This is a genomic window from Coleofasciculus chthonoplastes PCC 7420, assembly GCF_000155555.1.
In the GTDB taxonomy this organism is placed as follows: Bacteria; Cyanobacteriota; Cyanobacteriia; order Cyanobacteriales; family Coleofasciculaceae; genus Coleofasciculus; species Coleofasciculus chthonoplastes_A.
On sequence record NZ_DS989845.1, the window covers coordinates 104,953 to 129,590 of the forward strand.

23 protein-coding genes and 1 tRNA gene are annotated in these 24,638 nt (G+C 46.6%); 12 read left to right on the forward strand and 12 right to left on the reverse strand.

Annotated features, from left to right (window positions below):
* Positions 1-152: 152 nt before the first annotated feature.
* Entirely contained in the window at positions 153-1,247 is a 1,095-nt protein-coding gene (gene bchI / locus MC7420_RS07975; RefSeq protein ID WP_044205827.1) for a magnesium chelatase ATPase subunit I, read from the reverse strand.
* Between the two features lie 110 nt (positions 1,248-1,357).
* Between bchI and MC7420_RS39350 the strand changes: the two genes are divergently transcribed.
* The gene (locus MC7420_RS39350) at positions 1,358-1,513 is read left to right on the forward strand and encodes a hypothetical protein (protein ID WP_006099929.1); all 156 of its coding nucleotides are present in this window, start codon (positions 1,358-1,360) and stop codon (positions 1,511-1,513) included.
* Positions 1,514-1,546: 33 nt separating this feature from the next.
* Here the strand turns inward: MC7420_RS39350 and MC7420_RS07980 are convergent, their stop codons facing one another.
* The 3 genes from MC7420_RS07980 to MC7420_RS07990 all read right to left on the reverse strand — a co-directional run bounded on the left by MC7420_RS07980 (position 1,547) and on the right by MC7420_RS07990 (position 4,428).
* The gene (locus MC7420_RS07980) at positions 1,547-2,584 is read right to left on the reverse strand and encodes a hypothetical protein (RefSeq protein WP_006099892.1); all 1,038 of its coding nucleotides are present in this window, start codon (positions 2,582-2,584) and stop codon (positions 1,547-1,549) included.
* Between the two features lie 8 nt (positions 2,585-2,592).
* Positions 2,593-3,633 (reverse strand): hypothetical protein, encoded by a 1,041-nt coding sequence (locus tag MC7420_RS07985; RefSeq protein ID WP_044205830.1) that lies wholly within the window; start codon positions 3,631-3,633, stop codon positions 2,593-2,595.
* A gap of 135 nt (positions 3,634-3,768) precedes the next feature.
* A complete protein-coding gene (locus MC7420_RS07990; RefSeq protein WP_006099605.1) occupies positions 3,769-4,428 on the reverse strand; it encodes an Npun_F0813 family protein in 660 nt (219 codons plus the stop codon).
* Positions 4,429-4,882: 454 nt separating this feature from the next.
* On the opposite strand from MC7420_RS07990, the gene MC7420_RS07995 reads away from it, so the two are divergent.
* From MC7420_RS07995 to MC7420_RS08010, 4 genes are all read left to right on the forward strand, one after another.
* Positions 4,883-4,956, forward strand: a tRNA-Arg gene (locus MC7420_RS07995).
* Positions 4,957-5,110: 154 nt separating this feature from the next.
* Complete coding sequence (locus tag MC7420_RS08000; protein ID WP_006099907.1) at positions 5,111-5,374, forward strand: glutaredoxin family protein; 264 nt, start codon at positions 5,111-5,113, stop codon at positions 5,372-5,374.
* A 232-nt stretch (positions 5,375-5,606) separates the two neighbouring features.
* Positions 5,607-7,112: a UDP-N-acetylmuramoyl-L-alanyl-D-glutamate--2,6-diaminopimelate ligase gene (locus MC7420_RS08005; RefSeq protein WP_006099854.1), complete on the forward strand. Its 1,506-nt coding sequence runs from the start codon at positions 5,607-5,609 to the stop codon at positions 7,110-7,112.
* 164 nt (positions 7,113-7,276) lie between these two features.
* Positions 7,277-8,677: a DICT sensory domain-containing protein gene (locus MC7420_RS08010; protein ID WP_006099932.1), complete on the forward strand. Its 1,401-nt coding sequence runs from the start codon at positions 7,277-7,279 to the stop codon at positions 8,675-8,677.
* 278 nt (positions 8,678-8,955) lie between these two features.
* On the opposite strand, the gene tatC is transcribed toward MC7420_RS08010, so the two are convergent.
* From tatC to MC7420_RS08025, 3 genes are all read right to left on the reverse strand, one after another.
* Complete coding sequence (gene tatC, locus MC7420_RS08015; RefSeq protein ID WP_006099938.1) at positions 8,956-9,726, reverse strand: twin-arginine translocase subunit TatC; 771 nt, start codon at positions 9,724-9,726, stop codon at positions 8,956-8,958.
* Positions 9,727-9,996: 270 nt separating this feature from the next.
* Complete coding sequence (gene ccmS / locus MC7420_RS08020; protein ID WP_006099738.1) at positions 9,997-10,425, reverse strand: beta-carboxysome assembly chaperone CcmS; 429 nt, start codon at positions 10,423-10,425, stop codon at positions 9,997-9,999.
* A 93-nt stretch (positions 10,426-10,518) separates the two neighbouring features.
* Entirely contained in the window at positions 10,519-12,288 is a 1,770-nt protein-coding gene (locus MC7420_RS08025; protein WP_006099881.1) for an ABC transporter ATP-binding protein, read from the reverse strand.
* Positions 12,289-12,660: 372 nt separating this feature from the next.
* Here MC7420_RS08025 and MC7420_RS08030 point away from each other — a divergent pair, with 372 nt between their 5' ends.
* Positions 12,661-12,870 carry a hypothetical protein gene (locus tag MC7420_RS08030; protein WP_006099698.1) on the forward strand — a complete coding sequence of 70 codons (210 nt, stop codon included), beginning with the start codon at positions 12,661-12,663 and terminating at the stop codon, positions 12,868-12,870.
* A 145-nt stretch (positions 12,871-13,015) separates the two neighbouring features.
* On the opposite strand, the gene MC7420_RS08035 is transcribed toward MC7420_RS08030, so the two are convergent.
* Positions 13,016-13,411, reverse strand: coding sequence for a PPC domain-containing DNA-binding protein (locus MC7420_RS08035; RefSeq protein WP_006099955.1), 396 nt, complete (start codon positions 13,409-13,411; stop codon positions 13,016-13,018).
* 42 nt (positions 13,412-13,453) lie between these two features.
* Here MC7420_RS08035 and MC7420_RS39355 point away from each other — a divergent pair, with 42 nt between their 5' ends.
* Positions 13,454-13,780 (forward strand): hypothetical protein, encoded by a 327-nt coding sequence (locus MC7420_RS39355; protein WP_006099902.1) that lies wholly within the window; start codon positions 13,454-13,456, stop codon positions 13,778-13,780.
* A 436-nt stretch (positions 13,781-14,216) separates the two neighbouring features.
* Here the strand turns inward: MC7420_RS39355 and MC7420_RS08040 are convergent, their stop codons facing one another.
* Positions 14,217-14,807 carry a TIGR04376 family protein gene (locus MC7420_RS08040; RefSeq protein ID WP_006099890.1) on the reverse strand — a complete coding sequence of 197 codons (591 nt, stop codon included), beginning with the start codon at positions 14,805-14,807 and terminating at the stop codon, positions 14,217-14,219.
* A 33-nt stretch (positions 14,808-14,840) separates the two neighbouring features.
* Here MC7420_RS08040 and MC7420_RS08045 point away from each other — a divergent pair, with 33 nt between their 5' ends.
* The 3 genes from MC7420_RS08045 to MC7420_RS34970 are packed head-to-tail and all read left to right on the forward strand — an operon-like array spanning position 14,841 to position 18,696.
* The gene (locus MC7420_RS08045) at positions 14,841-15,032 is read left to right on the forward strand and encodes a hypothetical protein (RefSeq protein ID WP_006099612.1); all 192 of its coding nucleotides are present in this window, start codon (positions 14,841-14,843) and stop codon (positions 15,030-15,032) included.
* Positions 15,033-15,091: 59 nt separating this feature from the next.
* Entirely contained in the window at positions 15,092-18,205 is a 3,114-nt protein-coding gene (locus MC7420_RS08050) for a hypothetical protein (RefSeq protein ID WP_006099745.1), read from the forward strand.
* A 17-nt stretch (positions 18,206-18,222) separates the two neighbouring features.
* Entirely contained in the window at positions 18,223-18,696 is a 474-nt protein-coding gene (locus MC7420_RS34970) for a BON domain-containing protein (protein WP_006099949.1), read from the forward strand.
* A 169-nt stretch (positions 18,697-18,865) separates the two neighbouring features.
* Here MC7420_RS34970 and MC7420_RS08060 read toward each other — a convergent pair whose 3' ends face one another.
* The 3 genes from MC7420_RS08060 to MC7420_RS36120 all read right to left on the reverse strand — a co-directional run bounded on the left by MC7420_RS08060 (position 18,866) and on the right by MC7420_RS36120 (position 21,600).
* Positions 18,866-19,021, reverse strand: coding sequence for a hypothetical protein (locus MC7420_RS08060; protein WP_198016400.1), 156 nt, complete (start codon positions 19,019-19,021; stop codon positions 18,866-18,868).
* Positions 19,022-19,129: 108 nt separating this feature from the next.
* A complete protein-coding gene (locus tag MC7420_RS34975) occupies positions 19,130-20,008 on the reverse strand; it encodes a hypothetical protein (RefSeq protein ID WP_052307442.1) in 879 nt (292 codons plus the stop codon).
* A 503-nt stretch (positions 20,009-20,511) separates the two neighbouring features.
* Positions 20,512-21,600, reverse strand: coding sequence for a response regulator transcription factor (locus tag MC7420_RS36120; RefSeq protein ID WP_006099936.1), 1,089 nt, complete (start codon positions 21,598-21,600; stop codon positions 20,512-20,514).
* A 248-nt stretch (positions 21,601-21,848) separates the two neighbouring features.
* On the opposite strand from MC7420_RS36120, the gene MC7420_RS08075 reads away from it, so the two are divergent.
* The gene (locus tag MC7420_RS08075; RefSeq protein ID WP_006099666.1) at positions 21,849-23,867 is read left to right on the forward strand and encodes an AMP-dependent synthetase/ligase; all 2,019 of its coding nucleotides are present in this window, start codon (positions 21,849-21,851) and stop codon (positions 23,865-23,867) included.
* A 141-nt stretch (positions 23,868-24,008) separates the two neighbouring features.
* Positions 24,009-24,479 (forward strand): YlqD family protein, encoded by a 471-nt coding sequence (locus MC7420_RS08080; RefSeq protein ID WP_006099879.1) that lies wholly within the window; start codon positions 24,009-24,011, stop codon positions 24,477-24,479.
* Positions 24,480-24,638: the final 159 nt, after the last annotated feature.

Consider the following 24,638-nt stretch of genomic DNA (forward strand, 5'->3'; position numbering starts at 1 on the left):
TTTTGAAGGGGGACGGAAGGGGGATCTGAAGGGAAGAGGGGGATCTATAAGCGAAAAAGGGAATTCAAAGCAGGGCAAGGGGGGATAGAGAAAGGGTGAAGGGATCAGAGTGAAGCTGTCCCCGGAGTGGGGGAATACACCCCCAACCCACCTTAACGAGAAGCACTCGCTGCCATGGCTGAATCCGCTTCTGATTCTGCCTCCACCCCAAATACACGACAGAAGGATTTTTGCACCTTATAGCCTGAGTCAATCGACTCCAAGGGGTCTTTCCGCAAGCGGTGACGTAAGCACAACGTAATCACCCGACGAATATCATCGACTGTGACTTCCGTGCGCCCTTCAAAAGCAGCCAGGGCTTTGGCAGCACGGTTAGTGACAATATCCCCTCGCAATCCATCAACATCCAATTCTGAGCAAACCTCAGAAATATTCACCCGCATGTCATAGTCCATTTCAACTTGGGGTAGTTGCGCCTGGGCGGTGACGATTTGCTGCTGCAATGTCTCTTGGACTTCTTGGTGTTCTTTGATGTAATCCAAGGGATTTTTGTCAAACGCGGCGCGTTCCTCCACAATTTTTACCCGCAGCGTTGGCTCTTTGACAGTGCGGATTTCCGCGTGCATGCCGAAACGATCCAGGAGTTGCGGACGCAGTTCTCCTTCTTCCGGGTTGCCAGAACCCACCAACACAAAACGAGCCGGATGGCGAATGGAAATGCCTTCTCGTTCGACGGTATTCCAACCACTAGCTGCCGAGTCTAATAGCACATCAACGAGGTGATCGTCAAGTAGATTCACTTCATCGACATAGAGGATACCGCGATTAGCTTTAGCTAACAGTCCCGGTTCAAAGGCTTTCACCCCTTCGGCTAATGCCTTTTCAATATCAATCGTGCCGCACACTCGGTCTTCGGTTGCGCCCAAGGGCAGATCAACCATCGGCACTTTTTTCTTTACGGTTGAAGCAGATTGTACTCCTCCATCACTATTCATCCAGTCGGGTTCGTTGGGATCGCTATTGAAGGGATCGTCGGCAACCACCTCAATTTCCGGCAACAAGTCAGCCAACGCCCGAATGGTGGTGGACTTACCCGTACCGCGATCGCCCATAATCATTACTCCACCAATTTTGGGGTCAATGACATTCAGCAGCAGAGCCAGCTTCATTTCTTCTTGACCTACGATGGCGGTAAACGGAAAAACGACGCGACGAGCAGTCTTAGGGGCTTGGGCAGTCAGACTCACTTTGATTACCTGATAACCGATAAATCACGCCTTTTATTGTGCCACAACGATGGAACCTTCTGGGAGCTGGGGGAGCTGGGGGAGCTGGGGAAGCCATGTAGAGACGTGCCATGGCGCGTCTGGGAGCTGGGGAAGCTGGGGAAGCTGGGGGAGCTGGGGGAGCTGGGGAAGCTGGGAGACAAAATTTCTATAACCCATTACCCTATTGCCTAAGACACACCGAGCGAAGTCGAGGTGTTGCCTATTGCCTATTGCCTATTGCCTGACCAATGACAAATGACAAATGACAAAATCTGTCCCTATTCCAATAAAGATGCGGTTAACAATGAATAGACCTGACCATCAATCAAAAGGCGGGTAATGCCTTTAGCTTGTAAATAAGAACAGGTTTTCTGCAACATTTTCCCATCAGGCACTTTAATCACGCGCTGGGAACGGTTAGAAAAGCGTCGTGCAACCCTATGATTATCAAAAACTGGCAAAGTTTGTTGCTGGACTTCCTCAGCCGGAATACCTCCCAAGTCACTAAATTCTCGCAGAGGTCGCGCAATTAACTCGGCTGCTCGGTCTATCACTAAATAGCAGGGTTTCGGAAAAGAAGCTTCCGACAGGGGTAAGACTTGAATATTTGCCCCCCTGGGAACATGAGTCGTCGTCAAAGGTTTTGGAATAGCACTATCTTCCTCGTCCTCGTCCTCGTCCTCGTCCCAATCCTCCTCAAAATCCTCATCTAAATCCTCATCTAAATCCTCATCCAAATCTTCATCCAAATCCTCGTCCAAATCCTCGTCCAAATCCATTAAATCTTCATCCAACAAATCCTTTAGGTGGCTGGTTTCTGCCTGATCCATTTCTTCAAGCAGATCTTCTGAGTCTTCTGTATCCCTTTGAGTTTCTGTTCGATTAAACTCCAGAGGCAACTCACCTTGTTTTGCCTGGGATTCTGCATCAGATTGATCAGTTACAGAAGAACGTTTGCGCCGCCGACGTTGATTGGGATACTCAAATCCTGATTCTTCGTCTTCTGATTCTTCCTCTTCCGATTCTATCGAAAGTTGGGGAGAGGGAGAAACCGACAACGATTTAGGTTCAATCCGCTCCACCAGCTTGGGTTTTGGCTTCGTCGCTGACGTCCCTGACCCTGGCGTGCGATTAGCTCGCTTTTGCTGGATGAGGGCTTCATAGTCCGACTCCAACAACGTGCTTTTGAGCAGGCGGCTAATCGTTGAATTACTGACACCATAACGATCAGCCAGGGTTGAGGTTGTCTCTTCTGGCTGTCGATACAAGTTCAAAATATTTTTTTTATCGGTTTCAGTTAGTTTTCTTGGACTCATAGCTAATTTTAAGTTCGCCGACGTGAACCGCGACGAGAACGACTGGAGACGTCATATTCTAGGGCAGCGCCTATGGCAAAAAGTAAGGCACTAAATATAAAGAAGACATCTAGGAGACCCCCACTTTCATAGTCCTGACCACGAGCCTTAGCCAGAGTGCCATAAGCTTTAAACCCCATATCCGCAATGTATAGGGAAAATGTTGCTGCGGCAATCATGCGCCATGATTGGGCAAAGCGCCCCCCCCAAAATGCTAACAAAAGTGTTGAGGCAATGATGAGTAGGAAAACATCAAAAACGATGTATACAAAATTCAACGTTTTTGATAAAGGACTCAGGGCTTGATCCAGGGAAATAACCCAACCGGGCAACTTGCCAGTTTCAGGAACCTCAGCTTCAGTTGTTGCAGCAGCTTCAGGTGGGCTAACTGCCACCCGTAGTGAAAGAGAAGCCACCAAGCGGGGCGATACTGTCGCTGTTGCTGACTCAGTTGTTGGCAAGACAGAATTGTCAGCCTCTGACTCTACGGCTACAGGAGGAGCTAATAAAACCCAAACCGCTAAAGCAATCCCCAAAGCAGCGATTAATCCCACCGTTACCCACTGCTTCCACTCTAAATTTAATCGCCTCGGCAGAACGGCTAAAATCATGCCCCAACCAATACAGATATAAGAAATCACGTAAAAGAAATCGGCAGGGGATACATCGGGGTCAAGACCAAAGTATAGCTCCCATACGCCAAATATCAAGTTGGCGATAAAGTAAAAAAGCATACCTAAACCAATTCCCAGCCAGACATTGCGTCCACTGGCAATCTGAGGGCTACGCCAATTTCTATAGCAGAGTAAAGCAGCTCCCAAAAAGGGCAAACACTCTAGGACATAAGTGCTAAAGGAGTACCAAAAGGGATACTCTTCTCCCGGTGGTTTGACGCTAAACAGTAGAAAAAACAGCATAGACACTACTGCCCACCCAATTCCTAGATAGACGATATTCTGACCTGTGAGTAGGGATTGAGTTCCAGATGACTTATCTACAGAGCTGCTCATAATGCTTTCTTTATTTTGAAATCTCTAACAATGGCAATTACGTAAGCAATACTTATTTATAAACTTAGCGGCTGATGTCCTAAAATTCCATCTTGGCAACCATCCATGATACATTTATTTATCCTTGACGTTCTATTATTGCCACAACTTTCCTAGGGGAGAGGATTTGAGCCACTCCATAAACTGACTTTGCTCATTAGCTGGCATATCCTGCAAGATATCGCCCACTCCTTCGGCAAAATTCGCATTGCCAAAGTATTCCTTCCCCAAGCGATAGAGTTCCTGCAATAGAGTAATCAGATGGTGTTCTTCCCATGGAGGAACTTGTAGGGTGTTGAGCGGATCGACAGTCAGTAAGTGATTCACGGCTTCCGGCGAATCGGCTTGGGGAAAATGCCACTGTTGAAAGACATCCGTGATATCCTTCTGAAACAATCCCGCTTGCCTATTTCCAAGTAAATCTTCAACATCCAGGTAAACTGTTTGCAGCAGTAGGAGACAGGCTTGGGTATAGGGAGCAATTTTGGTATCCGGACCGCCTTCTGTACCTAATTGCTCTAGACGAATCTTTCCCCACACACTAAAGCGGTCAGGTTCTTCTAGTAAAACACAAGCTTTTCCCTGATTATCTGTCAAATCTCGCCAGAAGGAGCGGGCTTCTTCTTCCTGATGAGCGCGAAACACGCTGATCAAGCGAAAGGTTTGCCCTTGATAACTGAGAATCGGGATTTGCTGCTCTCGCTTCGGGTGCTGAATGCTAGAAATTTCAACATCCTGCCTTTTCAGAATAAACATAACACTGGCAAATGACTCCTGACCGGGCTAGGGTGGTGCTACAGGACGAGCTGTAATCTAATTAACCATCTATCTTGTCTATTTTGTCTATTTTGTCTATTTTGTCTGGGACTTGGGCGAGTCACACAGAAGCCTATCCAGTTTGTGAGCCAATCTCCTAAACTGACAACTTATATGTTTGTCGCGGCTGGATACCTCATCCATGCCCCAAGGTATGAGTGCGATAGTTGACACAAGTTTTGATCCATTATCTATGTTGGTCTATAGTAGTTTACCTTGACCTCAAGCTACTTGAGTCTTTAGTTTCCTCAAATATTGGGGCAAACACCTCGCACACGCAACAACCAATGTCGGCTACAATGTTACAATCATCAACGATATCCTAGATTTCTGCTACCCTAAACGATAATGAATCTTGCCAGTTAGGGGTTTAATTTTTGTATTATAAATCTATGCCCTCGTAGCTCAGGTGGATAGAGCAAGGGATTTCTAATCCTTTGGCCGTGGGTTCGAGTCCTACCGAGGGCGCTCTAAAATTGGGGAAAAGGTGATGGGACACAGGTGGATGTTAGCGTTAGCGAAACCCAGCCGGACGCCGTCCGGGAGTTGGGTATTAATCCAAACCGCTCCCACTCAAAACTGCTCCATCTTCATTACTCTAGATGCTGTTGACCAATAACCAATGACGAATGACACCTTAATTTTGTACAGCAAACCGGGTTGCCACCTGTGCGAAGGGTTACAAGAAAAGCTTGAACAGACTCAAACGTTAGATTTTCAGCTAGAGGTGCGGGACATTACCCAGCGGGACGATTGGTTCCAAGCTTATCAATATCAAGTACCAGTGTTGTGTTATCACAAAGATGGCAAAGAAATACCGCTTCCTCGCCCTTCACCCCGTTTGAGTGTGCCGCAGTTAGAGAAAATGTTACAGAAATATTTGTAAGCCGCAAAGAACAGCAGCCGACTGGGTATACGAATCGGCTGGAGGTTGGAGTTGGGGTGTTTGTCCTAATACACTGTAAATTAGCGTCTTTTGGTTTCGACCTCGCAGTTTAAAGGATTTAATCGGTTTAGCCTGATAGCGATCGCGTCTGTGTAATCATACCAAGCAACAGGAGTGCTAATCTGAAGTTCTCCGTTGCCCCTATCCCTCTCGTCGTGAGGAGTTGATTGACATGAAGCTACATGACTTACTAAGGGCAATTCCTAACGTGGTGGAAATGCCGAATCATCCAGCACTTGATGCCCAAATCACAGGAATCTGTACAAATTCCCACGCCTGTCAACCTGGCAATTTGTTTATTGGTATGCCCGGAACCCGTGTCGATGGTGGAGACTTTTGGCAAAGTGCGATCGCCTCTGGTGCTGTCGCGGCGTTAATTTCTCCCCAAGCGGCACAAAAACACCCGCCTCAGCCAAAACCTGATGCTGAACCGCCCTGTATTATTTGTGCCACTGACATGACAGTCGCCTGCGCCCAAGCAGCGGCGGCGTTCTATAACTACCCCACCCGCCAGCTTCAGTTAGTTGGCGTTACGGGTACGAATGGCAAAACTACCACAACCCATCTAATTGAATTTATCCTCACCCAAGCCCAGCGTCCCACTGCCCTTTTTGGTACCCTTTATGCCCGATGGCAAGGATTTTCCCAAACGGCGGTTCACACCACACCGTTTCCCGTAGAATTGCAACAGCAGTTACATTCAGCCGTAGCAGCAGGCTGTGAGTTAGGGGTAATGGAAGTCAGTTCCCATGCCTTGGCACAAGGTCGGGTGTTAGGCTGTGAGTTTGATGTCGCTGTATTTACCAATCTCACCCAAGACCATTTGGATTTCCACCGCGATATGGAGGATTATTTCGCGGCAAAGGCATTATTGTTTAATTCCGATTATCTCCACGGCAAAGCGATTATTAATGCCGATGATCCGTATGGTAAGCGCTTAATCGAAAAAGTTGGACGCGATCGCACCTGGAGTTACAGTGTTCAAAATCCCTCGGCAGATTTGTATACGAGCAACTTGACTTATACATTGATTGGTGTTAAAGGAACACTGCACACACCAGTCGGTGATGTGACCTTCAATTCTCCCCTGGTAGGTCAGTATAATTTGTCCAATGTCTTGGCTGCTGTTGGTGCAGTGTTAAATTTAGGGTTAGATCTAAAAACAGTAGTCACCACCTTAAACCAATTTCCGGGAGTACCGGGGCGGATGGAACGGGTGCAACTTAAACCGGATCAGGATATTAGCGTAATTGTCGATTATGCCCATACACCAGATAGTTTGGAGAACTTGCTCAAAGCCGCCCGACCGTTTATTCAGGGGAGAATGATTTGCGTATTTGGATGTGGAGGCGATCGCGATCGCACCAAACGTCCGAAGATGGGGAAAATTGGCGCAGAATTAGCCGATGTCGCGGTTGTGACCTCCGATAATCCTCGTACTGAAGACCCAGAACGGATTATTCAAGATATCTTAGAAGGGATTCCGGCGACTGTAGAGCCAATCGTAATGAGCGATCGCGCCACAGCGATTCGCACGGCTATCTTAGACGCCAAACCGGGTGATGGGGTGCTAATTGCCGGAAAAGGTCACGAAGACTATCAAATACTAGGAACCGAAAAAATTCACTTCGATGACCGTGAACAAGCGCGAGAGGCTCTAGAGCGCCGATTTAGTTGATTGGTCATTGGTCATTGGTCATTGGTCATTGGTCATTGGTCATTGGTCATTGGTCATTGGTCATTACGTGAAGTCGGGGCGGGTTTAGTTACATCTGGGTGTAACCAAAAAGATAGTAGTAAAACCCGCCCCTACACAATCTCCCCCATCTTCTCCACAACCTAATGAACTCACCACCGACACCGGATTTGTCCCTTTACCAGCTAGCGCTGGATAATTTGACAACACCTCAGTCTCTCTCAATCAGTCCAGTGGGACTCAAAACCTTGATTGGAGCTATGGTTGATGTCCTGATTGAAGAAAAAATCCCCGCCACAATCTGGGTGAAGTCCCCATCTGTCGCCGGGTGGCGGGAGGAACTGTGGCGGTATCGACAACAGAGGGGTATTCCGCAAACCCTCTATTGGTGTAACTGTGTTGGTGAAGTCTCTGATGCGATCGCGATTCAGGATGACCCAGCCGTTAACTCGGATGCTCAACTGTTCCCAATTCAGCTAGCCGCCGGAAGCCAGCTTAAACGCGAATCGTTTTTATTAGTTCTGTCTAAGCAATTGACCACTCTGATTGTGGCATATCAGCTACCTGAGGGAGAAACTTCTCATCAGTCTCAGTCATGGCTGGCTATTTGTACATTTGAACGACGAGTGATCTATCGGGTGTTGCAGAGACTCAGAGGAAGTATTGCGATCGCGGATAGTACGCCTGATGAGCTACTTGCTGGAGGGGACAACCGATTTTCCTTGGTTCAATCAACAGATGAGAAGACGTTAATCACCCAGGTATTAGTTAAACAATTACAACGAATGGCGGAAATTCTCCAGTCAGGAACAATGGCTGAATCGGGACAGGATAGCGCCATTACCCAATTAACCCATCACCTCAGCCATAAAGACGAACTCCTACGGCGAGTGGCGCAGGAACTGAAAACTCCATTAACGAATATGAAAACAGCGCTGAGTCTCTTGGAATCGCCTCAACTCAAACTCGCCCAGCGTCAACGTTACCTACAGCTTCTCAATAGTGAATGCGATCGGCAAAATTCATTAATTGTGGGATTGTTAGATCTCGTTGCAGCCGATGAACCCCAAGCGGGAGTCAAATCTGTCGTGGAATTGGCAGAAATTATTCCCGGTGTGGTGAGTACCTATCAACCATTGGCTCAAGAGAAAGGAATTCAAGTCGGTTATACGATTCCCGCAGATCTACCGAGGGTTTCCTGTTTAGAAACCTGGTTACGGCAAATCGCCATTAATTTACTGCACAATAGTCTCAAATTTACTCCCGCCGGAGGTCAGGTGAGGGTACTGGGAAGTCTTCAGGGGGAATATGTTCAGTTGGCATTTACTGATACAGGAAACGGAATTGCAGCCAGTGAAATTCCCAAGATTTTTGATAGTTTTTACCGAGGACGCCCCATTCCTGGGGAAGAAATGGGAGCGGGTTTGGGATTGACCATTGTGCAGCAATTATTATTACGTTGTGGAGGTTCGATTTCGGTAACCAGTCAAGTAGGGAAAGGATCGACATTTAAAGTATTATTGCCTGTTGTTGGTGATGCTCAATGAGACAGGTTGTAAAAATACTGGCAAGTTTTACCTCACTTTTGGTCAATTCCTGAACTATCGCTGTTACGCTAAGCTGTCATGCATTTAAATTGGGTATTAGTAGCGAGCAAGATGCAAAGCCTGCGGCATGGCTTCGCTAAAGCCTGCGGCATGGCTTCGCTAAACGCACTACAAGGCTTTCGCCATTATTGACATTAAGGTTTAAATGCCGAACAGCTTAGTAGTCAACCCAGAATTTTAACAGGCTAAGGTTCCCGTACTACAAACTACGAACTCAATCACTTGCCTGACAGCTTAACCATACCAATTCCACCGAAGTAAAGACCGATGACAGCACCAGCGAGTAAGCTTTGAGTCAGAGGATCAGTGGAAGGAGTTAGTACAGCACCGAGAATCACTGCACCTAAAATAACAATCCGCCAACCAGAAAGCATTTGAGAGGATGAGACAATACCTAAATTTCCCAATAGAATCTGAATAATTGGTACTTGAAAAGCTATCCCCGTGCTGAACATGAGCAGCAGGACAAATTCAAAATACCGTTCAATTGACCAAGCTTGCTCAACTACATCAGCGCCGTAACTAATAAAGAATTTCAGCGCGGCTGGAATTAGAGCAATGTAAGAAAATCCTAACCCGACGAAAAACAGAATACTCGAACCTAAAACCACAGGTGCAATCAAGCGTCGTTCGCGGCGAGTCAGCCCAGGTAAGACAAACTGAATCACTTGGTAAAGAATGAAAGGCGTCGCCACTAGCAAACCACTGTAACCCGCTACTTTTATGGATACAAAGAAGTATTCACCGGGAGCTAATTGTAAAAACTTAACGCCTTGAGCCGGGATTTCCAATAACTGGACAATGTATTTAACCGCCACAAAGCAGCCAATAGCACCAACGGCTACAGCCAGCAGCGAATAAAAAATCCGCCGCCGCAACTCTTCTAAGTGATCAAACAGTGACATCTCGACATCATTGGGAAGTTCGTCGAGGTTGTCGGTTTCACTGGTGTCGGGTTGCTGGGGTAACGTTTCTACGTCAGGCGTCATAGTTGGCAGAGTTGGATGGTAGTTTGTTAACTATTGTACCGATCGCGGGATGAGGATGCAGGGGAGTGAGCAGTTATCAGTGAGCAGTTATCAGTTATCAGGTAGCAGGGGGAGATGAGGGAGATAGGAGATAGGGGAGCAATGGGAACGTCTATTGTAGGGGCGGGTTTTACCGCTAACGTTTGGTTTTGACCCTGATATCCCTAAACCCGCCCCGACAGAGTGCAAGCAGTTTTCAACAAAGGACAAATGACAAAAGACAAATGACAACTAAGGACGAATACCAAATTCACTCAAACGCTGTTCTAACTCTCCGAGTAAAGTATCTACATCTTTACCCAGTTCCTCAAAACATACCGGAGGAGGAGATTCCGGTTCAAAATGAATTAACTTAATTTGGTCATTACCAATCCCAATCATTAAAACTTCTTTATCCGGTTGGTGAGCATTGACAATACCTATCATTTCCTGAAGATAGTTCTCAACCTTTTGATTCAGTTTTTCCAGCGCTGCTTTGGGACAATAGACAAAATGGGGTCTAGGTTTCAGGTCAATTCCTATAGTTTCGTCACTTTCGCCCTTCTCTAGAAAGAGTCCCCACGACAGCGCAGCCAGTTCCTTACTATGTTTTTTAGCAAACTGATTTAGCTTAACTTTCCATTGATCCTCTGGCTTATTCGGCTGAGCTTTACTGAACATAATCATGGTTGATAATCCCCAATGACGTAGCTGGCTTCTTTTTGAAAGCGAATAGGACAAATGACTAAGGACAAATGACGAATGATAACCTAATTATTTAACCCCAGACTGAACCCGCCACAGCATCGCATAAATAGCTTGTTGCTCTAGTAGTTGTTCATGGGTGCCTTGTTCAACTAATTTACCCTTATCCATCACATAAATACAATCAGCATTGCGTACTGTAGACAAGCGATGAGCGATCGCGATCGTGGTTCGGTTTTGGGTAATCTTCTCTAGCGATCGCTGAATAGCTGCTTCTGTCTCGTTATCCACGGCGGAGGTGGCTTCATCGAGGATCAGCACCGGGGGATTTTTTAAGATAGCACGGGCAATTGCTAATCGCTGCTGTTGTCCACCGGATAACTTTTGTCCTCTCTCCCCGATAATTGTGTCGTAGCCTTGGGGAAGTTGGCAAATAAATTCATGGGCTTCAGCAATTTCGGCGGCGGCTGTTACCTCAGATAAGGTGACATTAAAACTACCATAGGTAATATTTTCCCGCACTGTGCCATGAAACAGAAACACATCCTGGCTGACTAAACCAATGGCTTGGCGTAAATCAGCTAACTGAAGCTGACGCAGGTCAATTCCATCTAGGGTTATGGTTCCGTCTTGGACTTCATAGAGTCTCAATAATAACTTGACTAAGGTACTTTTCCCGGAACCCGTTGCACCGACAATGGCAATAGTTTTTCCGGCTGGCATAAGCAGGGACAGATTTTCTATCACAGGATGGCGTCCCTGATAGGAAAAGGTAATATTTTTTAACGCTAACTCACCTTTTACCTGACTCACAGGCAAAGAAATCTCGCCCGAATGCATCGTAATTGGTGTATCTAACAAATTCATCACCCGGCTTGTAGACGCCATCGCCCGTTGATAGAGATCCAGTGTTTGTCCCAATCGGGTGAGGGGCCACAATAAACGTTGAGTAAGGAATACTAACACGCTATAAGTACCGACGGCTAATCTCCCCGCTACCGCTTCCATGCCCCCATAGAGGAGAATGCCGATAAAGCCCAATAAGATAAGGATACGAATTAATGGCACAAACGCCGCCGAGAGTGCGATCGCGCGACGGTTACTTTGACGATAGGCTTCACTTTGGGCAGTTATGCGCTGGATTTCATACGCTTCCGCCGTAAAGCTTTTAATCGTGGTGATTCCGGTCAAATTATTGGCTAATTGCCCATTGAGTAAACTCACCTTTTCCCGAACCTCAGCATAACGGGGCGCAAGGCGGCGCTGGAAGGCGATGGAACCCCAGAGAATAAAGGGCATGGGTAGAAGTGCCATCCAAGACACCCCAGGTGCCAGAATCACGAAAGTAGCACCAATAATCACAACGGTTGTAGATACCTGGAGAATTTCATTCGCGCCAACATCCAGAAAGCGTTCCAGTTGGTTGATATCATCATTGAGAATCGACATCAACCTGCCCGTACTCCTATCCTCAAAATAAGCCAAGTCGAGGGATTGTAAGTGGGCGTAAGCATCTAAGCGCAAGTCATGCTGAATCGTTTGTGCCAGATTACGCCAGAGTCGGTTGTAGGCATATTCAAACAGGGATTCTAATCCCCAGATGATCAGACTCAGCAATGCCAGAATCAACAGTTGTGTGAAGATATCAGTGACGCCAAGTTGGGCAATTAAGGAATCCTCTTTTTGAACTACCACATCCACCGCCGCACCAATTAAGGCGGGTGGCGCTAAGTCAAAGATTTTATTCAGAACCGAACAGGCGATCGCCTGCCTGATTTCCGTGCGATAGTTATGACCGTAGGCAAATAGGCGTTTGAGTGGTGATTGGTCATTGGTCATTTGTCATTTGCTCCCTCTGCTCCCTCTGCTCCCTCAGCTTCCCCAGCTTCCCCAGCTCCCTCTGCTCCCTCTGCTCCCTCTTGTTTATTTTGTAACAATCCGTAGAATAAGTATATTTACTCGACCGAGTTATGTGAAGGTTGTATGAAGCTCAATTTCACAGAGACTTCGGCAACCCCCCATAACCTCGTGTTTTGTTCCAACTTAATTATGATATTTCGATAAAGATTGCGGGTAAGGCTTACCATCTTGAGAAAGGAGTGGCAAGATGATTTATAGGTATCAGGGCATTAACCAGTAAGCTATAGGCGATCGCTTCCTTACCCTAAATCACAATTTTTTTGACCACTTACAGGGTATTACGAGCAAGCAATGATGATTACTAACGCCAACCCCTCGATTATTCCTCCCCGAATTGATTATTGCCTCACTGCAACTGAGCAAGGATGGCAATTGACGGCTTGGGAACCTGCTATTGTGGGGGGCAATAGAGTTAAACCCTATCTCTGGAAGTTTAATTCTGAACTCCAAACCCTACAGGAAGCGCATCGGACGCTTCAGCTCATTCTGGGCGAAGAATAGTTTTGTATTGTTCAATCTGCATTTTTGCGACTGTCTGAGTGAGCGTTAAGCTCATGCGTTTTGAGTTTATGACCCTAAACGACTGTGATAGCCTGATTTGGCTGGATTTGAGGAACACAGATTTCGGCTGGTTGTACAGTAAAGTTTATTTAAGTTTGATTTCTAGCTCTTTATATCCCGTCGTTTCATCCATTGTTCTCAAAAAGATTAAATTGTCGCTGACACCCATAATAATTTCAGCCGTTGTATAGATGATACATCCTTCTAAAAGATGCCCTCCGATTGTTTTGCCTTTTTTATCCGACAGGGCAAGGTGTAAGTGGATACCATGGATTGACAGAGTGCCAACCAGGGAAACAATCTCGAAGCGCCGCTTGAAGGCTTGAGCATAATTTTGACCCGCAAAGCGCAGGGTAGCTTGTTTGAGGCTACCCACAGCCGTAATCATAAACCCAGCTTCAATCTGGTGCTGTTTGACGAAATGCCCTAAACTTACCTTTAAATCGTCATTGGGTTTTAAGCGAATCGCAAAAATTTGCATGGTGTATGATGATGGCGGCAGCGCTAGTTTTAAGTCAGATCGATGAGAGTTGTAATTACCACTTTTGTGGTAGTATTTAGCCTAATAGAATTGTCCCAGTGGATGAGCGATTTTATCTTACCCATGCCAGTATTCATTTTGGCAGGAGCATTACTCGCGATCGCGTCTAACTACGGTAAATCTCCAGGTTGGTCTATTTCTCTACAACCCAGACAATTCTCAAGCAATCAAACTCAGTCTCCCTCGGTGGAGAGTGCTAATCCAGCCTCTAACTCGACGGTGCTTAATCCATCATCATCCACATCACTACCTAAGCCGCCTCGTTCGATTTCCTTTACGATTCCTCGCCGTTCATCAGAGAATCCATGATCAAGATTGTCGGGATTTTCGGAATCATCTCAGTTGTAGGGGCGAGTCGCTGCACATAGTAGGCGGTGTAAGAATTAACCTATATCGACTCGCCCCTGTCCCAATGTGGTGTTATGCCAAATCCGGGTTAACTATTCCTAAAGAGAGCAAATCGCCAAAACCCTCTAGAGATTTGCCATGGCAAGTCTGGAACAATCTGAACATAAAAGGGTTATGTATGCCGGATTTGGTATTAGATAATTACCGATACCTAATGCAGGGCGACCCGATATAATTAAGGGTTGGGTTCTGTTCATTGAATGCGGCGGGTCGCCCCTACCATGTTTATCTATAGTTACCGATACCTAGTGGGAGGGAAAACCGATCAAATTAAGGATTGGGTAGTGTTGATTGGGTACGGCGAGTCGCCCATCCCTGTGAGCTTCTCTGTACACCCTCAGTGACCCATATTCCGTTTCATTTGCTGCAACTCCTCATCGGTTTCCCAGCGCTGAAATTGAGTCTCTAAGGGGTCTACCCCTGCTCCAATGTTGTAATTTGAACTCTGGTTCCAAGCCGATGTCTGCCACTGAGATTGAGCTTGAGCTTGGGCTTGGGCTTGAGTGCGGGCAGCTTCGACTTCTCTGGCTTTGGTATGAACTTCATTACGACGGGTTTGAATCTGACGCTGTAGTTCTTTAGTCTGAGCAATTCGCTGTTTAACCCCTTCCATCTTGCCCCAGAGTTGATTCCCTTGATGCAAAAGCGTAGCTTCTCGTTGTTGAGCGGCTTGGGCTAAATCAGGTCTGCCTTTCGATTGAGCCTTATTCATCCGTTCGTGCCAACGCTGAATTTCTTGGGCAACTGCTAATATGTCGTCCTGTAGGCGCTTTTGTTGAAGTTGCAAGTCAGCAATCAGCTTCAATGTATCTTCTTCTTGCTCCCGTAACTGTTCTTCGAGTGCCTGTAACTCTAGATGGGGATTGTTGCGGAGGAATTCATCCAGGCGATTTTCCAGAAAGCGATTGAGATCCTCAAATAAACCCACTTCTGACTCCTAATACCCGTGCGCTTCGCTAATATGCTACCTCATCCTTTGGGTGATGGGGTGTCGGGTGTCGGGTGTGGGAAAAATCTTTTTCCCGATCAATTCGCCAATCCCTCTATCGATGGGCATAAATTGGCAATTTGCCCATGGATTTCACCCCTTGGGGAGATGATTTTAAGCCTTGAGACAACGATTCTGACAGAAGGACAGGAAAATCTGCCTTGAAGTAGGCAATCCTATTCCGGTCATCGTTATATATAACCGAAACAACGAGGAAAAACATTATGGTTGAGAGTGTGGGACTAGGACTCACGAGTTGGGTGGCTTGGATAGCACAGATACCAGTAGAGCCAGAACTCGATACCGTCGAAGATGCAGCGCTGATCTTTGACGGACCTCAATTTTTTACCACATTAGTCGCCGGTGTGGTTTTAGCGTTTGCGTTCCAGATGCTCTTAACTAATCTGGGTGTGGCGTTGGGAATTTCCTTTGCTGGAGGCGGAGACTCATCATCGTCTTCGTCTGATAAGAAGTCATCAGAGACTATACAGGGGACTATTCGCAAGATTGGTATGACATTAGGGTTAGGAACATTAATTAGCGTTACCCTAGCGCTATTTTTTGCCTGTCTATTTGCCGTAGAATTAAGCTTGCTGGAAAGTCCCGGCTTGGGTGCGATCGTCGGGTTGGTGATTTGGGCAACTTACTTTTCCTTACTGGTTTGGGTGAGTTCGACAACGGTTGGTTCTTTAATCGGCTCAGTAATTAGTACCGCTACCTCTGGTTTTCAAGCCCTTTTAGGCACAGCCACAGCCGCAATGGGGGGTAATGCAGTCAGAAAAGAAGTTGTAAACACCGCAGAAGCAGCGGCGGCGGCGATACGTCGAGAACTGGGTTCTGCCATTGACCCAGAAACGATTCGCGAGAACCTAGAAGATTATATGCAGTCTATACGACCTCCAGAACTGAATCTGCAAAAGATTCGGACGGAATTAGAAGATTTACTCAATGACCCAAATTTACAAGAGATTGCTGGTAGTGACAGCCTGCGTGATATTAATCGGCAGACATTTATTGATTTAGTTAGCAGCCGCAGCGATTTATCCCCAAGGGATGTGAATCGGATTGTTGACCAACTCGAAACGGTTTGGAAGAAAACGGTGAATCGGCTGCCTTCTTCTAGAGATGCTATGGCAGAATTTAGAGAGTATCTTCAGTCCGCCACACCAGATCAGCTTGTTAGCGGTGAGTTTACCGAGAAGCTCGATGATTTAGTGGCAGAACTCCGCAAGCGCCGCAAAGCCCAAAATCCAGGACCTCTGGCTCAAGCTGCATCCACAGGTATGCATAGTCTGATGGGCTTGGTGATGGGACGTGTGGATATATCAGACTTAGATATGGAGAAAATTGTCGGTCAGCTTAAAAACGCAAGAAGCCAAGTTACTGAACAGGTTGGTCAAGTTTCTGCTCAGATCCGTGGTGGGACTCAGGATGAATCCTACAGTACGGTGCGAGCCGATGTAGAAAATTATCTGCTCAATAAATATTCTTGGCAGATGCAGCAACCGACGCTGGAGCGGGAATTCCGAGATGTGCTATATGATCCAGAAGCTGACCCAGCAACCGTGGTGCAGGAATTAGAGCAGCTCAATCGGTCAGATTTTGCTGATTTGTTGGCACAACGGGGTGTTTTTACTGAAGAACGGATCAGAGAAATTTCGACTTGGTTGGATATCATTCGCTTAGAAGCCTTAGCGGTAGCGATCGCAGCTAGAGAACGCGCCGAGGCGATCGCACTATTAGCCGCGATGGAGCAATATTTCCTATCCACGCCCAAGGAAGCACTCACGCCTGAGAAAATTCAACTGAATATCAGGGAGATTCTCCATGATCCAGATGCAGATTATGAACACCTGAGCAATCGTCTGGCTCAGTTTGATCGTCCTCTATTTGAGCGGTTGGTCGAGAAACGCCAAGATTTAACGCCGATTGAACAGGAAGCTGTCATTGTTGAGCTGGAAAAAGCCCGCGATCGCGTTTTGGATACAGCCAGAGAAACCCAAGAGGCGTTGAAGGCAAAAGTTGAAGCCCAGTGGATGAAGGTTCAGTCTGTTTTGAGTAACACCGGTAAAGATCAACTGAATCCTCAAGCCATTGAACAGGAACTCAAATTACTCTTGGATGAACCCCAGGTGGGATGGCTGCTGCTGCGTAAACGCGCTGAACGCTTTGACCGGGATACGTTAGTACAACTGTTAAATCAGCGTCAAGATTTGAGTGAAACGCAAATTAACCAAGTTCTCGATCAGGTTGAGGGTACCTGGACTCGTGTTCGCCGCATCCCCCAAAAAATGGTGGATACAACTAAAGAGCAATACGATAAAACCATGTCCGCGATCGCTCAGTATCTGCGGAACACCGGGAAGCCAGAACTAAATCCAGACGGGATTCAGCGTGATTTAACCAAACTGCTGGATAATCCACAGCTTGGAGCCCGTTTAATCAGAAATCGGTTAGCTTCAATGGATCGCGATACCGTGGTACAGTTACTCGCCCAACGGGATGATCTGAGTGAACAAGAGGTGAATCAGATTATTGATCAAGTTCTTTCCACCGTTCGCGGTGTAGTCAAAGCCCCCCGACGCTGGGCGCTACGGACTCAGGAAACTGTACAAGATTTTCAAGCAGCATTTGCTGATTATCTGCGTTCTACGCGCAAAGAGGAACTCAATCCCGAAGGAATTAAGCGGGATATGCAATTGCTGCTGAATGAACCCGGTGCTGGGATGTCGAGTCTGCAAGAACGCTTGTCCCACTTTGATCGCTCGACGCTGGTGGCGCTGTTATCCCAACGGGAGGATATCTCAGAAGAAGATGTGCATGGAATTGTCGATCAAGTTCTGAATGTGCGTGACCAAGTGATCGCCCAAATCCGGACGGTGCAAGATCGCATGCAGTCAGTTATTGATGGTATTTTTGAGCGCATTCGCAACTACTTCAATAATTTAGAGCGTCCTGAACTGAATTATGATGGCATCAAGCGAGATATCCAGACGTTATTTGATGACCCAGAAGCTGGGTTTGATGCACTGCGCGATCGCTTGTCTCAGTTTGATCGGGATACCCTAGTCGCTATTATCAGTTCCCGTGACGATATCTCCGAAGCCGATGCTAGTCGGATGATTGGTCAGATTGAGAACGTTCGCACTCGTTTGCTACAACGGGCAGAACGTATCCAACAACAAGCTCAAATGCGTCTAGAACAGGTCAAGTATCAAGCCCAACGCCAAGCCGAAGAAACTCGCAAAGCCGCTGCGATAGCTGCTTGGTGGCTCTTTGCTACGGCGCTGGTTTCGGCGTTGGCTTCCGCAGGTGCAGGGGCTTTAGGTGTTGCTTAAAGAGGTAGAGACGTTGTATGCAACGTCTCTACGTCAGGGCGCGTCTACAGGGATTTCCTCCTATCCCTGTTTCTTTCATTTTGTATCTATCTTTGGATAGAAAAGCAATTTATGACTTTGCCATCTTTACATTTAATAGTGCTTTTCCTGCCTTCGCTGCTCCCCCTCAAGCTGCTGTTGATTCCTCTCAAAGCAGTCAACAACCCAACAATGAAAAAGTGACCACCTCTGCGGTGGGGAGTCAGTATCAAGGAATTGAATATGTTGAATCGAGCCGAGGTGGAAAGGAACTGAGTGATTCTCAGATTCAGGATAAGATTGAGTCCGATATTTCTGAGAACCTAGTCGCTGGCGTTGCGAGTGGTGCGGTTCGACTCACCGGAACGGTTAAAGACCAAGCAACGGCGCGTAAATACATTGAGCAGATTAAAGACATTCCTGGGGTTCATGAGATTACCTTTGATTTAGCCCTGGAAGATATTCCCTCTTAATCAATCAAAAATCAATAAGTATTCCGTTAATCTCAAACGGATTTTTTCTGCCTTAAGTTGGTCTTGTTCTTTCCCACAAGACCAATTTTTTATAGTAAACCCACTTTTTTTTTGCCATGGCGAGGAGGAAGTCGCAGCTACACAAATGTATGCGAAGCCTTCCCGAAGATCAATTCCATCCTTTACATCCTAACTGTTCGTATTGCTCTTGGAATGACTCATCGCGGACTGTCGCCGGAATCTTAGCTGAAGGAAAGTCTTGGACATCCACTTTCGCATCAATTTCGCCTTGTCCGTACCACACTAATACTAATCTTTCCTGCATGAGTAGCATAACGTGATCCTTCCAGAATAAGCTGTCATGCATTTAAATTGGGTATTAGTAGCGAGCAAGATGCTCGCACTACAATGACCCAAAAATTTTGCTCGCTCATCATACTGACTCTGCCACTTTTGGCGGTATAGCTGTTTCTCCACTGCGGATTTCACGCCCATTTAACTCAGGATGACGAGCATAGAAAACCGCATCAGCTAACTTCTCACGAACACTTACATTGTTCACGCTAGCTTGATCCTGGTCAGAACTTGCAGGACCACAGTTACTTTCAATCCACCCCACCCAATTCTTTACGACCCCGCGCAGGGCATTCCATTCTCGAACATAAAGTTCTTGAGACGGATCAATACTCCTCCCTTTCATGTCTGGATGAACCGCATAAAAGAAGGTATCTGTCCAATCATCGACCTCTTCTTTGCGTGACGATGATGATGATGATGTCGAAACTTCCCTTAATTCTGTACCATCCCAGACGTAATAACTGGTTTCCATCCAATCGGGTCTATTTCCCGGAGTATTTTCGGGCGGATTAACCACAAGTAGCCGACTACCCAACTTATGCTTCACACCCGCTTCAGCCACAATACCTGGCATATAAACTGAGCCAGTTTCAGCATCGACAATGGCAACGGATTGACAGCTTGTGCCACATCCCCAAGTCACCACCGTATATTTTCCGGCAAAATTGGGTCCGGTTTGTGCGCCCTCTCGTAAAACAGTGCGGAACCTTCTAGCATCTGGGTCACTGCTTAAGTCAACGGGTGCAGGAGCACCAGAGAAAGATTCGGTTGCTGGATAATCATTGAAGTCTGGAGGAGATGTCTGCTTAGTGTGGCTTACTTCTGATGCAATTGTTTCCCTATTCGTGTCGAGGGTGTTAGCTTGCTGGGAGAAAGATTCATTGGCAGACAGTGGGGAAGAGCTACAACCAAGTGCTAATGTTAGAGTAAGTCCTGAAATTATACTGGTTTTCATGTTCTTATTCATTGCTTTTTGCTTTTAGCTTCACCTGAAGGATAAAGAGAAGCTGCCACGTCTTTCATCACTCTAAAGTGGAATATCACTGAATTAAATACAAGCCGGAGCAGCGATCGCGATCGCGCCTTGTCTGCCTGTTTCCCCTAGAACTTTTAGATGACTCGTTTGAGGAGAGCGATCGCACCTTTCCACCTAACTTTTTACGCCATCCAGAAAAATCGATATCAAACCTAACCCCTTTTTTTGATCCCCCTTCCGTCCCCCTTCAAAAGGGGGAGACCAGATGTTGCTTCGCTTTTTTTGCACGGAAGGGGGAGAATTCAAAGCCTCTCTCCTCGCAGGAGAGAGGTTTGGAGAGAGGTTTTCCAGATCCCGTGAAAAGTCACCTCCTCACCCATACCAGTAAAATTCTCTACCCAAAGGAGTTTCAGGTTTCGGCTCAAGTAGCGATCGCTTTCGGCATCAACACCAGGGGCATCTGATCAAACGGGACATTCAGATTAAAATCCCAATAAAAGATAGGTTTCATTTTCTTGTTGAGTAACCGTTTGTTTCCAGCTCATTTGATGAGAGACATCTTCAAACAGCAGAAATAACTGATTATCAACATTCATACTATAGATATCAATATACTCCGGTCGCTGCGGATTATGGGAACGCGCCACACCTTCCAACCTAAAATCTTCAGTTTTTCCTGCCAAAACATCCAATAATATATCGTCTAAACCAATCAACTCTGGAAAACTAATGCAGACCGATTTGCCAATGGTTAATTTTTCCGGAAAATCACAAAAATTGTAAGCCTGATCAGAAATCTCGCGAATGGTTAAATCTGGATTAAGGATCAAATACTCCATCTGACGCATTGCCACAAACCGTTCCAGAATGGGATTAAGCTTAGACGCCGTTTGCAGTTCACAAATATCCTTCAAACGATACCCGAACCCATACACAGTTTCAATAATGTCACCGACACCCGCTTTTTTGAGCTTGCGTCGTAATCCTTTAACATGTGCCTTCACCGTTTCCCGGTTGGGTGGATCTCCGAACGTCCACAGTTTTTCGATAATATAATCTTGACTAAATATCCGGGTAGGAGAGGACATCAACAAATATAAAAGACCATATTCTTTAGGAGATAAACGTAAGGGTTGTCCCAGACAAGTTACTTCGCAGGTACTCGGATCGATTTCCAAATTTCCCCATTGCAAGGTTGGGGTACTAGCATCCCGGTTACGTCTGAGTAATGCCCGAACTCGAGCCGCTAGCCCTTCAACCGGACAGGGTTTAATAATATAATCATCAGCGCCCGCATCTAATCCCGCCACCATATCTTGAGTCGTGGCTGATGCACTCAGTAAAACAATTGGACTGGTATTTCCCGCTTGTCTTAAACGACGACAAAGACTAATACTATCCAAATGAGGTAAATTAATATCAAGCAAAATTAGATCGTAGTTATATGCTAAAGCATTGTCTAATCCGGTCTCACCGTCCTGGGCTAGATCAACCACATAATTTTGTTGGGTTAATCCTGCCACAATGGTTTGGGCTAAGGTAGGATTATCCTCAACAACCAAAATTTTCATAGTTTTCCCCTTTGAACAATAGATGATCCTGAATCCTCCTGTGATATCCCCCGATTTTTAAGCAGGAAATTCCGCCCCTACTGAAACCTCAGCCTTGCCAACATCGTTTGTGACAATTTTTCAGGAGGTGGAAAGATGGGGGATAGGAAGACACGATAACGACAGACAGAAGAGATTCTGTCCACCTGAAACCCCTATTCTGACTCACTTCAAAAGAGTATGGTAAAAAAAACCAGCAATTGTAATAGATGTTAAACACAAAACCAACTAATTCTATGTCGTTGTCGATGAGTCCCCAGGAGCGTAACCTGCTCCACTCCTTAGTTGACTATTCCTCTATCCAGTCTCTACCGGAAATTTGGTCGATCGCGGCGCAGCGATTTGGACAGATTATTGCCCTGAGAGATCCCCATGTCCAACCTGAGGTGATCTTCACGTACACTCAGTTGGTGCGCCAGATTCAGCAATTGGCGGCGGGATTACAAACCCTGTTCGATAATCCCGTGATCAAGCAGGAACAGGAATCCTCGGATCTTCCGCCCCGTGTCGCCTTAATTGCCGATAACAGTCCCCGTTGGCTGATTGCCGATCAGGGGATCATGACGGCTGGGGCGGCAAATGTGGTTCGTAGCGCCCAAGCTGATCCCGAAGAATTGCGGTATATATTAGAACACAGTGGCAGCATTGCGTTAGTAGTGGAAGATACCAAGACACTGACCAAACTCAAACCTCATCTTGACGAGTTGCCGATTCAGTTTGTGATCTTACTCTCCGATGAAGAACCACCTGCTGAAGACAAGCTCAAGGTTTTCAATTTCTCTCAGGTGATGAGTATGGGGTCAAAAGCCACTCTACAACCGATTCAGGCGACCCGTCAAACCCTCGCCACCTTAATGTACACCTCCGGCACCACAGGTAAACCCAAGGGGGTAATGTTAACTCATGGAAACCTGTTGCATCAAGTCACCACCTTTGGGATCGTCCTCCAACCCAAAGGAGGCGATCGCATCTTGAGTATTTTACCGACGTGGCATGTCTACGAACGCACCGTCGAATACTTCCTCCTCTCCCAAGGCTGTACCCAAATTTACACCACGATTCGCCATGTCAAAGCCGATCTCAAAGCCTTTAAACCCATCTACATGATCGGCGTTCCTCGGCTGTGGGAATCGATTTATGACGGGGTGCAAAAGCAATTTCGGGAGCAACCCCCGAACAAGCAAAAATTAGTGTTCACCTTACTGGATATCAGTCAGCGCTATATCAAAGCGCGGCGAATCGCTCAAGGATTAGACTTGAACCAGCTTAACCCTAGCCCCCTAGAACGCCTCAGCGCCAGCATCCAAGCCTTACTCCTGTTACCCGCCCACAAATTAGCCGACAAACTCATTTATCAAACCGTGCGGGAGGCAACTGGGGGTCAAATCAAAACCATTATCAGTGGTGGGGGTTCCCTGGCAATGCATTTGGAAAACTTCTTTGAAATTGCCGGGATTGAGATTCTGGTGGGATATGGACTCACCGAAACCTCTCCTGTGACGAATGTTCGCCGGATGGAACGTAATCTGCGCCGTTCATCCGGATTACCCATGCCCGGAACCCAGATTCGCATCGTTGATCCGGAAACCCGCAAACCCCTGCCTATAGGCGAACAGGGGTTAGTTTTGGTGAAAGGACCGCAAGTGATGCAAGGCTACTATAAAAATCCCGAGGCGACAGCAAAAGCCATTGACTCCGATGGATGGTTTGATACCGGAGATTTGGGATGGGTGACGCCCAACCATGATTTAGTCTTGACAGGACGGGCAAAAGATACCATCGTATTGACCAACGGCGAAAATATCGAGCCGCAACCGATTGAAGATGCCTGTCTGCGAAGTCCTTATATTGACCAAATTATGCTAGTAGGTCAAGATCAGCGATCGCTCGGTGCGTTAATTGTGCCGAATCTGGATGCCCTGCAACAGTGGGCAGCCGCTGAAAATATTACCCTAAACTTGCCCAACTCCGATACGCAGAAGGACAGCGAGTCATTCCGGACGGGTATTGACCTGAAAAGTAAAGAGGTGCAGAACCTATTCCGGCAAGAATTGAACCGGGAAGTCAAAAATCGACCAGGTTATCGCCCTGATGATCGAATTGGTCAATTTGCGCTGATTTTAGACCCCTTTTCCATAGAAAATGGCATGATGACTCAAACACTGAAAATCCGGCGACCCGTTGTTACTCAACGATATCGCGATATCATTAACGGGATGTTCGCCTGATTGCGGGGAAATAGGGTGAAAGAGCCTGCTGGCAAGTTGCCTGTTGCGCTTAACATCATTATGCCCCCAAACTTTAGGTTATCCTGTTAGCCGGATTAACCCTTACCTTTTTAAGTGTCAGACCTACTGAGAAATACCTATATGCCTACAGAAGAATCTCAATCCAAAGAATCTCAATCCAACCTACTCTTGAAGCGACCGGTTAATATTAAAGCCATTGTCACACCCCGCTGGAAGGAGGAGGTACAACAACAACTCCAGGGACAAATTAACCAACTAGACTCTCAACTTCAACAGTTGGATATGCAAGGACAACGGGCGATCGCGGAAATTCAAAAGCAAAGTGTGAATCCTCCGGGTCCTCAAGTCAAGCAGCAAATCGAAAGTATTCAATTGCAGGTTAATCAAAAGAAAAGTGAGCTGCTTGAGCAAAAAAACCAGCAACTCCAGCAACTTCAACAGGTACAGATGCTCGAACTTGACCAAGAAGTCAATCAAGGTCAAATCGAAAGCTTCTTCCGCGTTGAAGCCGGAGATAACCTGGTTCGCAAAATGCAGGTCGAAATTCTCCTACGAGATGGCGTAGTCGAAGAAATTCGCGGCGATATCTAAAGCAGAGGGGGGGTGTATTGGGAATCGTGTTTCGCTATAGATAACCTTACCTCAAAACCCGCCCTGCCTGTAGAGACGCGCCATGGCGCGTCTCTACATTGGGTATCTTGCTATCCTGGAAGGAAGTTCCCCTACCACGGATAATCCGCCCATTCAACA

What these genes read in the sequence shown, in the direction of transcription:
- ccmS (WP_006099738.1), bottom strand. Translation starts at nt 10,425, where the DNA reads ATGTTCAGTAAAGCTCAGCCGAATAAGCCAGAGGATCAATGGAAAGTT.
- MC7420_RS08010 (WP_006099932.1), top strand. Translation starts at nt 7,277, where the DNA reads ATGAACTCACCACCGACACCGGATTTGTCCCTTTACCAGCTAGCGCTG.
- MC7420_RS36120 (WP_006099936.1), bottom strand. Translation starts at nt 21,600, where the DNA reads ATGAAAATTTTGGTTGTTGAGGATAATCCTACCTTAGCCCAAACCATT.
- MC7420_RS08035 (WP_006099955.1), bottom strand. Translation starts at nt 13,411, where the DNA reads ATGCAAATTTTTGCGATTCGCTTAAAACCCAATGACGATTTAAAGGTA.
- MC7420_RS07980 (WP_006099892.1), bottom strand. Translation starts at nt 2,584, where the DNA reads ATGAGTCCAAGAAAACTAACTGAAACCGATAAAAAAAATATTTTGAAC.
- MC7420_RS34975 (WP_052307442.1), bottom strand. Translation starts at nt 20,008, where the DNA reads ATGAAAACCAGTATAATTTCAGGACTTACTCTAACATTAGCACTTGGT.
- MC7420_RS08060 (WP_198016400.1), bottom strand. Translation starts at nt 19,021, where the DNA reads ATGCAGGAAAGATTAGTATTAGTGTGGTACGGACAAGGCGAAATTGAT.
- MC7420_RS39355 (WP_006099902.1), top strand. Translation starts at nt 13,454, where the DNA reads ATGAGAGTTGTAATTACCACTTTTGTGGTAGTATTTAGCCTAATAGAA.
- MC7420_RS08025 (WP_006099881.1), bottom strand. Translation starts at nt 12,288, where the DNA reads ATGACCAATGACCAATCACCACTCAAACGCCTATTTGCCTACGGTCAT.
- MC7420_RS08005 (WP_006099854.1), top strand. Translation starts at nt 5,607, where the DNA reads ATGAAGCTACATGACTTACTAAGGGCAATTCCTAACGTGGTGGAAATG.
- MC7420_RS34970 (WP_006099949.1), top strand. Translation starts at nt 18,223, where the DNA reads ATGCAACGTCTCTACGTCAGGGCGCGTCTACAGGGATTTCCTCCTATC.
- MC7420_RS08030 (WP_006099698.1), top strand. Translation starts at nt 12,661, where the DNA reads ATGATGATTACTAACGCCAACCCCTCGATTATTCCTCCCCGAATTGAT.
- MC7420_RS39350 (WP_006099929.1), top strand. Translation starts at nt 1,358, where the DNA reads ATGGCGCGTCTGGGAGCTGGGGAAGCTGGGGAAGCTGGGGGAGCTGGG.
- MC7420_RS08000 (WP_006099907.1), top strand. Translation starts at nt 5,111, where the DNA reads ATGACGAATGACACCTTAATTTTGTACAGCAAACCGGGTTGCCACCTG.
- MC7420_RS08075 (WP_006099666.1), top strand. Translation starts at nt 21,849, where the DNA reads ATGTTAAACACAAAACCAACTAATTCTATGTCGTTGTCGATGAGTCCC.
- MC7420_RS08045 (WP_006099612.1), top strand. Translation starts at nt 14,841, where the DNA reads ATGCTACCTCATCCTTTGGGTGATGGGGTGTCGGGTGTCGGGTGTGGG.
- MC7420_RS08080 (WP_006099879.1), top strand. Translation starts at nt 24,009, where the DNA reads ATGCCTACAGAAGAATCTCAATCCAAAGAATCTCAATCCAACCTACTC.
- tatC (WP_006099938.1), bottom strand. Translation starts at nt 9,726, where the DNA reads ATGACGCCTGACGTAGAAACGTTACCCCAGCAACCCGACACCAGTGAA.
- MC7420_RS07985 (WP_044205830.1), bottom strand. Translation starts at nt 3,633, where the DNA reads ATGAGCAGCTCTGTAGATAAGTCATCTGGAACTCAATCCCTACTCACA.
- MC7420_RS08050 (WP_006099745.1), top strand. Translation starts at nt 15,092, where the DNA reads ATGGTTGAGAGTGTGGGACTAGGACTCACGAGTTGGGTGGCTTGGATA.
- MC7420_RS07990 (WP_006099605.1), bottom strand. Translation starts at nt 4,428, where the DNA reads ATGTTTATTCTGAAAAGGCAGGATGTTGAAATTTCTAGCATTCAGCAC.